Origin of the sequence: Paenibacillus sp. W4I10 (assembly GCF_030816325.1) — a bacterium.
GTDB lineage: Bacteria > Bacillota > Bacilli > Paenibacillales > Paenibacillaceae > Paenibacillus > Paenibacillus amylolyticus_B.
This window is the reverse complement of sequence record NZ_JAUSXX010000001.1, coordinates 4,159,096-4,173,890: the sequence shown is the minus strand read 5'-3', so window position 1 is coordinate 4,173,890 and position 14,795 is coordinate 4,159,096. Positions and strand designations below refer to the sequence as shown.

11 protein-coding genes are annotated in these 14,795 nt (G+C 47.9%); 9 read left to right on the top strand and 2 right to left on the bottom strand.

The window, feature by feature from the left end; translation table 11 throughout:
* Positions 1-120: 120 nt before the first annotated feature.
* Genes QF049_RS18765 through QF049_RS18755 form a run of 3 tightly spaced genes read left to right on the top strand, consistent with a single transcriptional unit; the run spans position 121 to position 4,288 of the window.
* A complete protein-coding gene (locus QF049_RS18765) occupies positions 121-1,500 on the top strand; it encodes an alpha/beta hydrolase (protein WP_307539645.1) in 1,380 nt (459 codons plus the stop codon).
* Positions 1,497-2,915 (top strand): cysteine peptidase family C39 domain-containing protein, encoded by a 1,419-nt coding sequence (locus tag QF049_RS18760; RefSeq protein WP_307539643.1) that lies wholly within the window; start codon positions 1,497-1,499, stop codon positions 2,913-2,915. Before QF049_RS18765 ends, QF049_RS18760 begins: the two co-directional genes overlap by 4 nt.
* The gene (locus QF049_RS18755; protein ID WP_307539641.1) at positions 2,909-4,288 is read left to right on the top strand and encodes an ANL family adenylate-forming protein; all 1,380 of its coding nucleotides are present in this window, start codon (positions 2,909-2,911) and stop codon (positions 4,286-4,288) included. Before QF049_RS18760 ends, QF049_RS18755 begins: the two co-directional genes overlap by 7 nt.
* A 337-nt stretch (positions 4,289-4,625) precedes the next feature.
* Here QF049_RS18755 and QF049_RS18750 read toward each other — a convergent pair whose 3' ends face one another.
* Together QF049_RS18750 and QF049_RS18745 are read right to left on the bottom strand one after the other, a co-directional pair.
* Positions 4,626-6,398 (bottom strand): alpha-glycosidase, encoded by a 1,773-nt coding sequence (locus QF049_RS18750; RefSeq protein WP_307539639.1) that lies wholly within the window; start codon positions 6,396-6,398, stop codon positions 4,626-4,628.
* Between the two features lie 263 nt (positions 6,399-6,661).
* Positions 6,662-7,240 (bottom strand): hypothetical protein, encoded by a 579-nt coding sequence (locus QF049_RS18745; protein ID WP_307539637.1) that lies wholly within the window; start codon positions 7,238-7,240, stop codon positions 6,662-6,664.
* A 424-nt stretch (positions 7,241-7,664) separates the two neighbouring features.
* On the opposite strand from QF049_RS18745, the gene QF049_RS18740 reads away from it, so the two are divergent.
* From QF049_RS18740 to QF049_RS18715, 6 genes are all read left to right on the top strand, one after another.
* On the top strand, positions 7,665-8,678 hold the full coding sequence (locus QF049_RS18740) for an ABC transporter substrate-binding protein (RefSeq protein ID WP_307539635.1): 1,014 nt from the start codon (positions 7,665-7,667) through the stop codon (positions 8,676-8,678).
* Positions 8,679-8,775: 97 nt separating this feature from the next.
* Entirely contained in the window at positions 8,776-9,789 is a 1,014-nt protein-coding gene (locus tag QF049_RS18735; RefSeq protein ID WP_307539633.1) for a FecCD family ABC transporter permease, read from the top strand.
* Positions 9,786-10,829 carry a FecCD family ABC transporter permease gene (locus QF049_RS18730; protein WP_307539631.1) on the top strand — a complete coding sequence of 348 codons (1,044 nt, stop codon included), beginning with the start codon at positions 9,786-9,788 and terminating at the stop codon, positions 10,827-10,829. The genes QF049_RS18735 and QF049_RS18730 overlap by 4 nt, the downstream gene beginning before the upstream one ends.
* A gap of 13 nt (positions 10,830-10,842) precedes the next feature.
* Positions 10,843-11,664 (top strand): ABC transporter ATP-binding protein, encoded by an 822-nt coding sequence (locus QF049_RS18725; RefSeq protein WP_307539629.1) that lies wholly within the window; start codon positions 10,843-10,845, stop codon positions 11,662-11,664.
* 580 nt (positions 11,665-12,244) lie between these two features.
* On the top strand, positions 12,245-13,261 hold the full coding sequence (locus QF049_RS18720) for an ATP-grasp domain-containing protein (RefSeq protein ID WP_307539627.1): 1,017 nt from the start codon (positions 12,245-12,247) through the stop codon (positions 13,259-13,261).
* 173 nt (positions 13,262-13,434) lie between these two features.
* Entirely contained in the window at positions 13,435-14,790 is a 1,356-nt protein-coding gene (locus QF049_RS18715) for a diaminobutyrate--2-oxoglutarate transaminase (RefSeq protein WP_307539626.1), read from the top strand.
* The last annotated feature ends 5 nt before the right edge of the window (positions 14,791-14,795 follow it).

The following is a 14,795-nucleotide window of genomic DNA, read 5'->3' as shown; positions in this document are numbered from 1 at the left end:
AATATAAGGGCTATGTATCCCGGAACACTTACGTGTGTTCTGGGACAACCCCGTCTCTTCTGAGGCGGGGTTATTTGTATTATGCAGTCGAATTGGGAGAAGAGAGGTTGTTGATAATCGTTGAGTACCCATTCTGTCATCGAATGTTTGGAAGGCATTCAGGCGTCGAGGCTGGGCAATATCCGCAACATTTATGTGTACCTCCCGCCCGGTTACCATGAGCAGACAGCTCGGCATTATCCGGTTCTGTACGTTCATGCGGGGCAGCGGGCTTTTGGTCCATCCCGGACAGGCAATGAAACATGGAACATGGATCAGGCAGCGGACGGACTAATTGCCTCCGGGCAGATTGAATCACTGATTATTGTCGGTATTGCACATGTCCGTCCAGTCACGCACAACGAATTCTACCACTACATTGCTCCTGAGAGAGAGGCCGTGAGTGTGGGGTGCTCAGGCATCGACTATGAGCATTTCATCATTCATGAACTCAAACCGATCATTGACCATCGTTATCGGACGTTGCCAGACAAGGAGAATACCGGGCTGTTGGGTTCATCTGCCGCAGCACTTTGTACATTGCACATGGGGATGCGAAATCCGGATGTTTTCGGAAAACTGATCATGATGTCGCCATTCTATGTGGATGTGCAGCTGGACGAAACATCGGAAAGCGGGCTGTTGGAAGAAAACATGTATCGCTTGCCAGAAGAGGTACCCGACGTTCGGATGTGGATGGATATTGGAGACACGGAAGGTCTGTTTCTGCCTTCCCAGGTCAGAAGAGTAGCTCATCAATTGCTTGAACGGGGAGTCAGATCGGGTGCGGAATTGGCATTTCTGGAACAGCCGGGTGCCTGTCATCAGGAAGGTGACTGGGGAGCACGCGTTCATCTCCCGTTACTGTACATGTTCGGCCACTTGGGTAAGCCCTCCTCGCTCGAACTGCTTGGAAGGGATGTCATCGGACTACAGGGTGGAATGACCGTGTGTATCAATGCACAAATGCACTACGAGAGCGGATTGGTTCAGAGTCTGCTGCATGGGAATTATACTTCGAGTGACTCGAATGTACTTCAGGTTCATGCGAGTGGAGAGTTGGTTCCTGTCGGTATTGGAAGTGCATTCATTACGCTGACTGTGGGGGAACTGTCTGCTACACGCATCTACACTGTCGTTCCTGAAATGTCCACTCATGTGGAGGTCTGCATTCGTGCAGAGGTAGCTCCCGACGAAGACTCGGAGGAAACGATATATGGTGGCATGGGCATGAAGCTTGTCCGTTCTGGTAAAGGTCGATATGAAGGTGGTTACCGAGTCCCACGTGATAGTGGTTTTTCCTTCCGATTTACTCGCGGTTTCCGTCGTTTCGAGACCGATGTGGATGGCAAACCTATTGCCAATCGGGTATTTCGAGCGACAGATGATATGTCTGTGCATTACCTAATCCAATCCTGGGGCAGTACGTCAGCCAAAACGGAAACAGGAGGCCCAAAATGATCATTCCTTCATTCGCTCCAGTGCTGGACATTCCCTATTATTATCCCTGCAATTTTCCTCTGATTCATGAAGTGCTCCATCGACAAGGATCCATCACAAGTCTTGCACTGCTGGCGGCAAGTCGGTTGTACAGCCTTCCTTCGTGCGGGGATAACGGACTGGTGAAGCCTTATTTTCACAAACTGGATTATGTAGAGCCGATCTGGGAGATGTATGGTCAGCGACAGCTGGGAAGCTTCGAGGAAGGCAAGACGCAGATCCGGCAGTATATTGGCGAAGGTGAGCTTTTTTTGGCTACAGGAACCAGTTATCATTTGCCTTACTGTGAGGATTATCAGAATCCCGAGTACATTCGCAAACACGTGAAGCAAGGCTCCCGACTACATCTGGTAGACCATTGGATTGCCGTGTATGGTATGGAAGATGAGCATGTTCACGTCTACGATCCCGTGCCCTCCAAGTATAAGGGGAGGGTTACTCAAAGGGCCTTTCATGACTTCTGGAAAGGTAACCAAAGCATACCTGAGCTTGCGCAGGCCAAACGCAAAGAAGAACTCCGAACGTATGGAACCATGGACATTCGGGCGACTGTGAAGCTGGACTCTGACGGTTACCGAGACATGTTGATCCAGGCGTTAACAACGCAGATTGAAGAATTTCTGACAGGCCGGACGATTATACAAGGAGAGCGGAATTTTCATTTTGGACATGCGGTATCTCTGCAACTGTTAGATGCATTACATGCGGCGAATGAAGAGGAACAGGCCAATGAAATGCTAATATCCGGTCTGCTGTTTGATATGCGATGGAGTCGATATTTTCTTCGAGATCTTCTTCAGGAGTCTGCCTTATGGCTAGGTTCTCCACTTGATCAATATGCGAGAGAATTCAGCGAGATCATTGTACGTTGGGAGAAGGCCTACAATATGCTTCAGGTCAGTCGGATAAAACAGCGTGAGCAGTGGAAAGTACAGCTAACAAGTGTAATTAAAATGTTGGTCACCGATGAATGGCAATGGTATGAGTCACTTCGACAGTCCATACCTCAGGCAGATTGCTTCCCACGTCAGGCCGTGTTGATGATTGGACAAGAACACAGGGAGGATTTGCTCCGTATCGTATTGGATAGTTGTCGGGAGTTAAACGCGTACCATAATACAACGATTCCACTTTGTGAGGGTGGTAACGCTCCACTGTACGGACGAAGTGGGCAACTGGATTCGCTGGAACTCGTGTCATTGCTTGCAGTGGTAGAGCAGGGAATTGAAGATCGATGGGGAACAGGAATGGGCGCCGCTCTGGCGGAGATGGCTGCTGCTTCCATGCCGGAAAGCCCTTATCAGACCGTAGGTTCACTAGTCGATTATCTCGCACAGCAATGGGCGCCTGCCCGTGAGGAGGATGCAAGATGTTGAACCAATTCTTGCTTGAACGATTCGCGGAGCAGGGACAGCAACCTGCGCTGATCTGGAAGGATCAGGAGTACAGCTATCGGTGGCTGCTGGAACAGGTTGGCATCATGAGTAAGTGGATTACAGCAGAAGGGCTGACTGGGCAACTTGTAACGCTGGAGGAAGATTATTCCCCCTATGCAGCGGCAGCATTGGTTGCTTTGCTCGGACAAGGGTGTATCGTGCTCCCCATGGATCGGAACCTGGTTGAAGCCAAACGAGAGGAATATATCCAGCTGGCACAGGTGAAGTGGCGTTTGGGCGTTGAAGAAGGCAAGTTGTGCATTCGGCAAACATGTGAATTATCTGGAGAGGTTCCTGTGTTGTTATCCTCGCTGGCACAAGAAGGCGTAGGCGGACTTGTACTCTTTTCATCCGGATCAACCGGAGTGAGTAAAGCGACTGTGCATCGTGCAGATCGGCTGTTACATGGTTTTCGGCGGCAGGTTCGGCCTTTGCGAACGATTCCTTTTATGATGTTTGATCATATCGGCGGTGTGAATACCATGCTGCAATCCCTGTCCAGTGGGGGCTGCCTCTGTATCATTGCGGATCGATCTCCCGAAGAAGTGTGCCGAACGATTGAGAAGTTTCGTGTGCAGGCGCTGCCTGTCTCTCCAACATTCATGAATCTGTTGCTGCTGGGTAGAAATGATGAGGGGTATGATCTGTCGAGTCTCGAAGTTGTGTCATATGGATCGGAAGTGATGCCCGAATCCGTACTGGCAGCCTGGAACCGGAGATTTCCACAACTAAGGACGATACAAGCCTATGGCATGTCTGAACTTGGTATTCTGCCAACCCGCTCCAAAGAGCCAGGTTCTCTGCTGTTCTCCATTCAAGATGAAGAGGTCAAGTATCGGGTGGTGGAAGGAGAATTGCAGATTCACACGGAAACCGCGATGATTGGATATTTGAATGCACCATCACCCTTTACAGAGGATGGGTGGCTGCGAACAGGCGATGAAGCTGTGCTGGAGCAGGGGTACATTCGTATTCTGGGACGTCGTTCCGAGATCATTAACGTAGGGGGACGGAAAGTGTATCCTGCCGAGGTCGAGGGTGTTCTGGAAGAGATGGAATGTATTGAAGCGGCCGTAGTTTCGGGAGAACAGAGTGGTATCACGGGTCAGAGGGTGAAGGTGACTATCCGGCTGGCTACAGAATGTACTCTCACCGATCTGCGGCGATCCATCTGGGAATATTGTCAGGACAAGCTGCCTTCATACAAGATTCCGCAGAAAATCGTAATTACACAGGGAGCGCTCGTAAGTTCAAGAATGAAGAAAATACGAAAACCAATGACTTCGACACCCTTCGCCTCGGCTGGGAAATAGGTCGCAGCCTCGAAGAGTTTCACCTTGCTTGAATCGGTATCGCTAACGAACCTCAAACATCGTATTGAGGGGATAATCAAGAAAAGTAAAACCTAACGAATCTCAGTAACGTTATTGCTTCAAAAATACGGCTTCGGGTCTTGAAAATCGACGTATTGGACGAAATAAGGTCTCTCTGATTCGTTAGGCATTTAACCCGCGTATAATGAAGCGAATAAGGTGTGCTGGGTTCGTTAGAATATGACGTACAAGATGCAGAAGAGGCTGTCCTTGGTCGTAAATATGACCTGGAGGACAGCCTCTTTGAAGTTTTTTTTCCTTGTTAGCTGTATTCGTATCAGGCCTCAGCTGGTTGTTTCACCTCAAGTTGCATGAGAGAGAATCCGTATGCTTCCAGATCGAGGGTCAGTTTATTTTGCCGTGCTTCCACGGTGTTTGATGTGAACAGATTTCGCCAGATGTTACGATCTCCCAAGGGGAGTTCAAGGGTGCATGGTTCATCACCCGCATTAAGAACAAGAAGCATGCGCTCTCCCGTATGCGAATCCAATCGTTCGATGGCAAGACAAGGGTTTCCGGCTTTTGCATATACAATCTTCAGTTCCGTGCTGCGCAGGGCAGGGTGCTGTTTGCGAAGTGTAATTGTACGGGTGAAGAATTCCAGAAGCTCGCGATTCTGTTTGGTCTCATCCCATTCCATACACTTGCGGCAACCCGGATCATATCCCCCATCAAGTCCCACTTCATCTCCATAATAGATACATGGCACACCTGGATACGTAAGTAGTAACGTAACGGCAAGTTTCATCTTGCGCTCGTCTCCATCACATAAGGTCAGCAGTCTGGGTGTATCATGACTTCCGAGCAGATTGAAGGACGCTTCGGTCACAGGCTGTGAATAGGCTGCGAGCAGTTTGCCGATCTCATTGGCAAATGCGAGTCCGTCGAGCTTACCGTGCACCGTATAGTCCAATACCGAGTTGGTAAACGGATAATTCATCACGGCATCGAACTGGTCTCCCTGAAGCCACATGAGCGAATCATGCCAGATCTCACCGAGCAGATAGGCGTCAGGTTTGATGGCTTTTACCGTCTGACGGAATTCGCGCCAGAACTGATGATCCACCTCATTCGCCACATCGAGCCGCCATCCGTCAATGTCCATCTCCTCAATCCAGAAACGTCCTACCTCTAATAGGTATGCCTTCACTTCAGGGTGTTCCGTGTTCAGTTTCGGCATGAGCGGTTCAAAGGCAAAGGTGTCATAAGTCGGTATGCCATCCTCCACACGCGGCGGCCAGTCCTTGATATAGAACCAATCTGCGTAGGGGGAAGAGGGACCGTTCTTCATGACATCTACAAAAGGAGGGAACTCTCTGCCGGAATGATTGAATACCGCATCCAGAACAACGCGTATGCCGCGCTGATGACAGGCATCCACGAAGGCCTTGAACTGTTCATTGGTACCAAAGTGAGGATCAACCTTCATGTAATCACCTGTATTGTATTTGTGGTTCGTCGTGGCCTCGAACAGCGGACAAAAGTAGATGGCATTGATGCCAAGCTGACTTATATGATCCAGATGATCCAGCACACCTTGGAGGTCGCCGCCAAAGAAGTTCACGGGTGTGGGCTCCCCTCCCCAGGGTTCAGCATTTTTGGGACTGAGGGCTGGATCACCATTGGCATAACGTTCCGGGAAAATCTGATAAAACACAGCGTCCTTAACCCAAGCAGGCGGTTCAAAAATATCAACCGGATTCATAAATGGAAAATCAAAGAATTCGAGTGGATGATCAGGCAGCGCCTGCTCGAATCCACGCTCCGTCATCCAGACTGATTCCTCTCCCTGAATCAGTTGGAAACCATACCGTAATCGGCGATAGGGAGGTGAAGTCTCAGCTTCCCAATAATCAAACATTTCATCCCGGGCAAAGATGTGCATAGGGGTGTGTGTGATCGTCCGATCCCAAGCATATTTGTCTCCGGTAATCGCAATCACCGCATCCAGATCCCCACGTTTGGACCGAAGTCGCAGGTGCATGGTCGAGCGGTCATAAGCATAAGACCAATTGAGTTTGGGGCGGTGGTAAATAGCTTCAAGAATCACGTGAATCACTCCTCGTCAGATGATGAAATTCAGATAAAAGTGGCCATTAAACGCAAAAAAAGGCACAACCTCAATTGTTCACGAGGTTGTACCTTTCGGCAGCATAGCCTTTTGATTATAGTGCTATTATACGAACTAACTCAGCAAAAGAAAACACTTTTTTTCCTTAAATTTCAAAAATTCTTAAAAAGGATAAAACGATGATTCCATTCACACGTGAACGCCAGAATAGTGCAGTCTGACGTTATACATGTGTGGCTGTTTTACATTTGGTAGCCGAGTTTTTCGCCGTAGGCTTTGATTTCAGCATGATATTGTTGGATGCTTTTGATTCCTGATGCAATCTTGTCATTACCTTGTTTAAGGAGATTGCTGTTTACTTTCGTTTTGGCAACAGACTTTTTGAACAATTGATATCCTTCAAGCTGAGCATAGCTGCCTTTGATCAGTTTGGCATGGATTTTTTTCAGTTCAGCGTTCTCCGGTTTGATCTGTTTCAGCATGGAAACATACTTGGTGTAGTTAGGGATGGCTGTATTGTTCAGTTTCAGATAGAAGGATTTGCGATTGGAAGATGTAATGTACGTACTGCCACCTACTGCATCCAATGCTTTCTTCTCGTAAACGGCAGGAGTAGTCAATGCATCCAGATAGTCCAGGAATTCTGCTTCCTCTGCTGTAAGTTCCGGTTCTTCTTCTGTCGTGTCAACTTCATAGTATTCGTCTTCCGAATATGTAGTGGTTGAGTCATCCGCAGCAGAGGCATAGGACCCTGCAGGTGCAAATACTCCGCCAAGCAAGACAAAACTCATAATAAATGATAAAATCCAAGACTTTTTCACGTTATAATTTCCCCTATCTATAGATGTGATTTTATTCCAATGGATAATCTAACATAGTACGACAAGAAATTACAGGAATTGTTTTACAGTAAAAATCGGTTGAGTGTATATGAATGAATAATGATTCATTAGTGAAGAAGGACATGTATTAGATGAAGCTAGAAGTAAGAAGAGAAATTTGCATGTTAAGTTAGAGAGAAAAAATTTACATATATGGTTTATAGGAGAACGTATTGTATCGATATATATTATATTGGTTTAGTTAATATATCTCTATTTATTGTTGTTTTAAGAAGTCACAAGGTTCGACATGGAGTGAGGAGTTTATCCAAATAAAATGCTTGTATAATGGTTTCATCTCCATTACAATACAATTGATAATGAGATTCAATATCATTTACATAAAAAAGGGGAGTCGGGTTACATGTATAAAGTAAAGAAAAAGCTATACATTTATGCAGCACTTCTTCTGATGATTTCACTACTTGCTGGTTGTGCTTCGGGTGGAAGTGCCGAGACAACGAATACGTCCAGCCAAGCTGCAAGCAGCAATGAGAGCAATAATGAAAGTGATACAACTGCAAGTACGACTGAAGATCAGACCCGAGTGATCAAGCATGCCATGGGCGAAACCACAATCAAGGGAACCCCGCAAAAGATCGTGACACTGTTCCAGGGTGCGAATGATGTCGTTGTTGCACTTGGCGTGAAACCGACAGGGGTGGTGGAATCCTGGGTTCAGCAGCCAGTCTATGAATATCTGAGAGCAGATCTGGACGGAGTTCCACAAGTAGGACAGGAATCGCAGCCCAATCTGGAAGAGATCAACAAGTTGAAACCCGACTTGATTATTGCTACGAAGATCAGACATGAAGAGATCTATGAGCAATTGTCGCAGATCGCACCAACGGTAGTGACGGAGACGCTTTTTGACTGGAAAGAAACGGTGAAAACTGTTGGTGAAGCGATGAATATGGTTGAGCAATCGGATAAATTGTTGTCTGATTGGGATGGTCGTGTAGCTGATTTCAAAGAGAAGATGGGGGATCGTCTGCCAATTGAAGCAACTATCACGAACTTTAGAGCCGATCAGGTTCGTATTTTCTACATGGGATATGCAGGTAAGATTCTGAATGAACTTGGGTTCACCAGACCTGCCGGACATGACGCAGACACATGGGGAGTTGAATTGACTTCCAAAGAGAACATTCCGGATATGAATGCAGACATGATCTTTAACTTCAACTCAGGCACAGAAACAGATGCCATTCAGAAAAATTATGATGATTGGACCAGCAGTCCACTGTGGAAAAACCTTGATGCAGTTAAGAATAACCAACTGGTTCAGGTCGATGAAGTCGCCTGGAACATGGCAGGTGGATACACATCGGCCAACATGATGCTGGACGATCTATATAAGCAGTTCAACCTGAACTAACTAACAGGAGCAGGACCTGCCATGCACCAGAACATTCGTTAACGAAGTGTATGGTCAGGCAGGTCTTTTGTCATTTTACAGATGAAAGAGTGAGAGTATGTTTCCCCTTTTTACAAAGGCAAGTGCCAAGATCTATGGACTGGTGGGTTTATTCATATTACTTCTGCTTGCTTGCCTAGCCAGTATGATTCTGGGACGTACGCATATCACGTTTCAGATGGCATGGGAAGCACTGCAATTCTATGACGAGAGTTCTGTGGAACATGTGGTTCTGCTGACGGAACGGTTGCCACGTACAGTTATTGCTGCCGTTGTGGGAGCAAGTCTGGCCGTGGCGGGTGGACTCATGCAGGCATTGACACGTAACCCGCTGGCATCACCAAGTGTGTTCGGGATCAATGCCGGGGCGATCTTTTTCATTGTCATTGCCATTGTGGTATTGTCCGTATCCTCGCTAACCACCATGATGTGGTTTGGTTTTGCAGGGGCTGCTGTAGCCGCGGCAATTGTATATGGGCTAGGTTCCCTCGGTCGTGATGGCCTGACACCGATCAAAATTGTACTGGCGGGGACGGCCATCTCAGCATTGTTTGCCTCGTTCACACAGGCCATTCTGGTGCTGGATGGAACCGGATTGCAGGATGTACTGTTTTGGCTTGCAGGTTCAGTAAGTGGTCGGACGTTGGAAATGTTATATCCTGTTCTGCCGTACATGACAGCCGCAGCTATTGTCTCTTTGTTCATGGGCAGAGCCATCAATCTGCTGTTGACAGGTGACGATATCGCCAAAGGCATGGGACAGAATGTACTTTTGGTCAAGGTGCTCATGGGAATTGTTACGGTATTGCTGGCGGGTGGTTCGGTTGCCGTAGCCGGTTCGATCGGGCTCGTTGGTCTGGTTGTCCCACATATCATGCGTGCACTTGTAGGCAACGATTACCGCTGGCTCGTTCCTTACTCTATTGTAGGGGGAGCGATTCTGCTGTTGTCTGCGGATGTGGTGGCAAGGCTGGTGATTATGCCGCAGGAAGTTCCACTTGGTGTCATGACTGCACTGATTGGCGGACCCTTCTTCGTGTACATTGCCCGTAAGGGGGTGACGAAGATATGAGGAAGCTGTTGACTTTCCGCAACAAAAAAGACACCGTTTCGGTGCAAATGGAACGAAAATCATTGGTTGTCATTGGTATATGTATCCTTCTGTTCTTAGTGGCAGGGGGTGTTGGTACCAGTGTGGGTAGTGACTTTATCTCTCCGCTGGATGTGCTTCGAACGATATTCGGTCTGAATGCAGGGGAGCATGACTTCGTCGTGCTGACCTTAAGACTGCCACGGGTGTTATTATCTCTGCTCGTAGGAGCAGCCCTCGGTATGTCTGGCGCACTTCTGCAAGGCATTATCCGTAATCCGCTGGCCTCACCGGATGTCATCGGCATCACCGGCGGCGCGGCCGTTGCAGCTGTAGGTTTTGTTACGTTGCTGGGCGGAGCGGTGAGCATCAAGTTGTTACCACTGTTCGCCATTGTCGGTGCGCTTGTGACGGCATTGATCATCTACGTGCTTGCCTGGAAAAAGGGAGTCAGTCCGATTCGCCTGGTGCTGATTGGAATTGGAGTGTCAGCCATTACCGGGGCTGGAACGACCTTTATGCTGATCCTGAGTCCGTTCTACACGGCAGGTCAAGCCTATATCTGGCTGACAGGAAGTGTGTACGGCGCATCGTGGACCGATGTCCGAACCATTCTCCCGGTTATTATTATCGTTGTACCTCTGGCGATCTGGTTCGCTCGCAGCCTGAATGCACAGGAGTTCGGGGATGATCTGGCTACGGGGTTGGGTGTTACCGTTCAGCGGCATCGTTCAGCGTTGTTGTTATGCAGTGTACTGCTGGCGGGAATCGCCGTTGCGGTAGCCGGAACCATTGGTTTTGTTGGCCTGATCGCTCCACATATTGCCCGGAAGCTGGTCGGCCGGATGTTTGGCAGTATGCTGATTGTGTCTGGACTAGTTGGTGCTCTGCTTGTATTTGTGGCAGATCTGATTGCCCGCACTGCCTTTCTACCGCTGGATGTTCCCGCAGGGGTATTCACCGCAGGCGTAGGCGCACCGTTTTTCCTGTATCTATTGTTCAAGAATCGAAATCAGTTTTGAGGAGGAGAGAGCTGTGAGTATTCTGGAAGCCAAGGAGCTTACGATCTCCTATGGAGCAGATCCCATTATTGAAAATTTAAACCTGACCATTCCCAAGGGACAGATTACCGTCCTGATTGGCAGCAACGGCTGTGGCAAATCTACGCTGCTGCGTACGATGGCCCGGTTGCTGAAATCCAGCTCCGGTTCGGTGCTGCTGGATGGCGAAGAGATTGCAAAGCTACCGACCAAAGAGATTTCAAGGCGCATGTCTATCTTGCCGCAGGGCCCGACCGCTCCAGAAGGACTGACAGTGAACCAACTGGTCAAGCAAGGACGTTATCCGCATCAAACATGGCTCAAGCAATGGTCTCGTGAGGATGAGCGTATGGTCAAACTGGCACTTGAATCCACACATCTGACAGAACTTGCGGATCGACCTGTGGATGCATTGTCCGGTGGACAGCGTCAGCGTGCCTGGATTGCGATGACACTTGCGCAGGGTACTGAAACGCTGCTATTGGATGAACCTACAACCTATCTGGATATGACACATCAGATTGATATCCTCGATCTGTTGTTTGAGTTGAACGAACGGGAAGGACGTACCATTGTCATGGTACTTCATGACTTGAATCTGGCATGTCGGTATGCGCATCATATTGTGGCTGTTCACAATAAGTCCATCTACGCAGAAGGTAAACCAGAAGATATTGTTACACAGGACATGGTCCGTAAAGTCTTCCAGATGGAGTGTGAGATTGCAGTTGATCCACTGTTCGGCACACCAACCTGCATCCCACATGGAAGAGGGAGGAAGCTGAATGGGGAACAGCTTTACACTCAGCTGGCTTGAGCGTCAAAAAATCCGCTTTTGATTCGTTTAATAGTTATTCAAAACTCCAAATCAACTCCATTGTATGATCATACAGATGACAAATTAGGCAAGCCGTTGGTAAAACTATGTCCAATGCTTGCCCGGTTTGTTGTGCCTATTATTTGATAAAAGCATACCTGCATCGACTCAAACCCACACTAATTTCAATCTTATTTTTCCTTAAAAGTTTATTATTGACAATATAGCTCGAATTGCCATAAAATAGATTTTATGTGATATTGATAATCATTATCAATATTGAATTACAATAAAAATTGATGGACGTATGAGCAATATAAGTTGAATTAATCATTTACATGCAACGGAGAGGACAGAAAAAACCTGAAAAAGCGGAGCTAAAAGCTTTCTGCAAGAAAGCTGCATCGGAAGCATAAGCTGCGCCTTTATCCCCGGATTTTTCCCTTGAGAAAAGGGAATCAAAAAATCTGGGGATAACAGCGATTGGAAGGTTGTTCTGTCATTGTAGTGTCAGCGTAAATAATCTTTAATTCAACTTATATAGGAGCGAGTACCTTCATTCGATCGAGGAGGATTTTCAGTGTTTCCGAAAGGGATTCATAATCTGCAAAACCGACTCATTATAAGCAAAGCGAGAGAAATGGGCATCACCTGTGAGCCACTTCTTGAGGGATGCGAAGATTTTCTGAAGCTGACTGTAAGGGACAAGCAGATCATCATTAACAAGACCAGATCTCATCGTCTGCCGTTAATCGCTGGACTGCTCGCGAAGAACAAGCAGGCATGTAATATGTTGCTGCATGAACAGGGAATGCCTGTACCATCATTTATCGTGATCCCAGAGATGGGAAGCGAAGCAGTAACTTTTCTGAATAGATACGGCTCCATTGTAGTGAAACCGTTGGATGCGAGCAGCAGCATGGGCGTGACGCTGGATGTGCGTACTGAAGAAGAACTGGAGGCAGCCATTCGTCTTGCGAGTGTCCACGGCAGCAGCATTATGTTACAGCAATATGTGACCGGGATCGATTACAGAGTGCTGATCATCAACGGAGAAGTGGCGGCTGTGAACCAGTATCGGCCTGTCTATGTTGAGGGAGACGGAACTTCAACCGTTCGGGCATTGATAGAGCAGTTGAATCAGGATCGAATCGAGATGACGCACATTGGCGAGTATGAGGCTTTTCCTCAGGTTGATGCAGAAACGGAACGAGTGCTGGAGGTATTACATGCACAAGGGACAACTCTGGATGAAGTTCCTGCCGCCGGAAAAGAAATCGAGCTATACGATATCCGCAATTCTGCCGCCGGAAAAATCTGTGAATTCTACAAGGATTGTACCGAAATCATTCATCCCGAAAATGCCCGAATGATCATTCAGGCGGCAAAGACTCTTCAGATTGATGTAGCAGGAGTCGATGTTCGTTGTTGTGATATCCGCACGCCGATCTCCAGAGATCAGGGAGGCATCCTGGAAGTGAACGCCTTGCCAGATCTGACACACCACGTCTTTCCCCATGGTGGAACAACTCGTGATGTGGTTCGGTTATACCTGGAATACCTGTGTCAGGATCAACTTGAATATAAAGGTGTATAGCTTATAACAACGCATAGATGACAATATATAACGGATAACAGATGACGGATACCATCATTTAATACGGACCTCACCATGATTTTGAACCAATACCATGTCATATGCAAAATGCAGAACAAGAAACACAGGCAGCAGGTTCAGCCTGAATCGATTATAAGGAGCGTTAGAGGGCTATGTCAGTAGAGGTGCAGACGGAATATCTGAAGATGCAAAATGAGAAGGAATCCAATGCAAGATCGTACCCCAGACATTTCCCGCTTGTCATTAACAAGGCCCATGGGGTGAAGATTACTGATACGGAAGGCCGCGTATTCTACGACTGCCTGGCGGGTGCAGGAACATTGGCGCTGGGGCATAACCATGACACGGTGGTCAACGCCATTCGCGATGTCCTGGATCAGCAGATTCCACTTCATACACTGGATTTGGCAACGCCACTGAAGCTTGCATATATGCAAGAACTGTTCTCCATTCTTCCAGCAGAGATGCGAGATAAAGCCAAAATCCAGTTCTGTGGTCCAACGGGGGCCGATGCAGTAGAAGCAGCCATTAAGCTGGTCAAACATGCCACAGGTGGCAAGTCCATTCTTGCCTTTCAGGGAGGTTATCACGGTTCGACCCAAGCGACGATGTCGATGAGTGGCAACCTGAGCAAGAAACAACATCTGCAAAGCCTGCTGCCCGATGTTCATTTCCTGCCGTTTCCTTATGAATACCGCTGCCCATTTGGTGTTGGTGAAGGCATGACGGCCCGGTTAAGTTCACAGTATATCGAGAACTTGCTCGATGATTGCGAGAGCGGTATTGCCGCACCGTGTGGAGTCATTGTGGAAACGGTTCAGGGCGAAGGCGGGGCGATTCCGGCAGATATCGAATGGCTGAGGGAGCTGCGCCGAATCACAGCAGAGCGAAGCATTCCGCTCATTATCGACGAAGTGCAGACAGGCATTGGACGGACAGGCCGGATGTTTTCGTTTGAACATGCCGGAATTGTACCCGATGTAATCATCTGCTCCAAAGCAGTTGGCGGAAGTCTGCCCATGTCAGTTGTCATTTACCGAGAAGAACTGGATCAATGGCAACCTGGTGCACACACAGGCACGTTCCGTGGCAATCAGCTGGCCATGGCAGCGGGACTTGCGACACTTCGTTATATTCGGGAACAGGATGTTTTACACAACGTACATCTGCGCAGTGAGCAATTCATGAATCAACTGAATGCAATGAAAGAGCGGTATGCAGAGATTGGTGACGTGCGAGGCAGAGGACTGATGATTGGCGTTGAGGTGGTTGATCCAATGGGACGCAAGGATCGTCTGGGACATTATCTGCCTAATGGTGCGCTGGCTGAGTCTATTCAGCGTGAATGTTTCAAGAATGGATTAATTGTAGAACTGGGCGGGCGTCATTCAGCTGTTGTTCGTTTTCTGCCGCCGCTGAATATTACGGAGCAAGAAACGAGTGCAATCCTTGCGATCTTTGAGAAATCGGTAGCTGAAGCGATTGCCTTAGCAACAGCTGCATGTTGAAGCTA

Excerpts from the sequence above, each read along its gene's own strand:
- QF049_RS18760 (WP_307539643.1), top strand. The coding sequence starts at position 1,497 with ATGATCATTCCTTCATTCGCTCCAGTGCTGGACATTCCCTATTATTAT.
- QF049_RS18755 (WP_307539641.1), top strand. The coding sequence starts at position 2,909 with ATGTTGAACCAATTCTTGCTTGAACGATTCGCGGAGCAGGGACAGCAA.
- QF049_RS18740 (WP_307539635.1), top strand. The coding sequence starts at position 7,665 with ATGTATAAAGTAAAGAAAAAGCTATACATTTATGCAGCACTTCTTCTG.
- QF049_RS18735 (WP_307539633.1), top strand. The coding sequence starts at position 8,776 with ATGTTTCCCCTTTTTACAAAGGCAAGTGCCAAGATCTATGGACTGGTG.
- QF049_RS18730 (WP_307539631.1), top strand. The coding sequence starts at position 9,786 with ATGAGGAAGCTGTTGACTTTCCGCAACAAAAAAGACACCGTTTCGGTG.
- QF049_RS18715 (WP_307539626.1), top strand. The coding sequence starts at position 13,435 with ATGTCAGTAGAGGTGCAGACGGAATATCTGAAGATGCAAAATGAGAAG.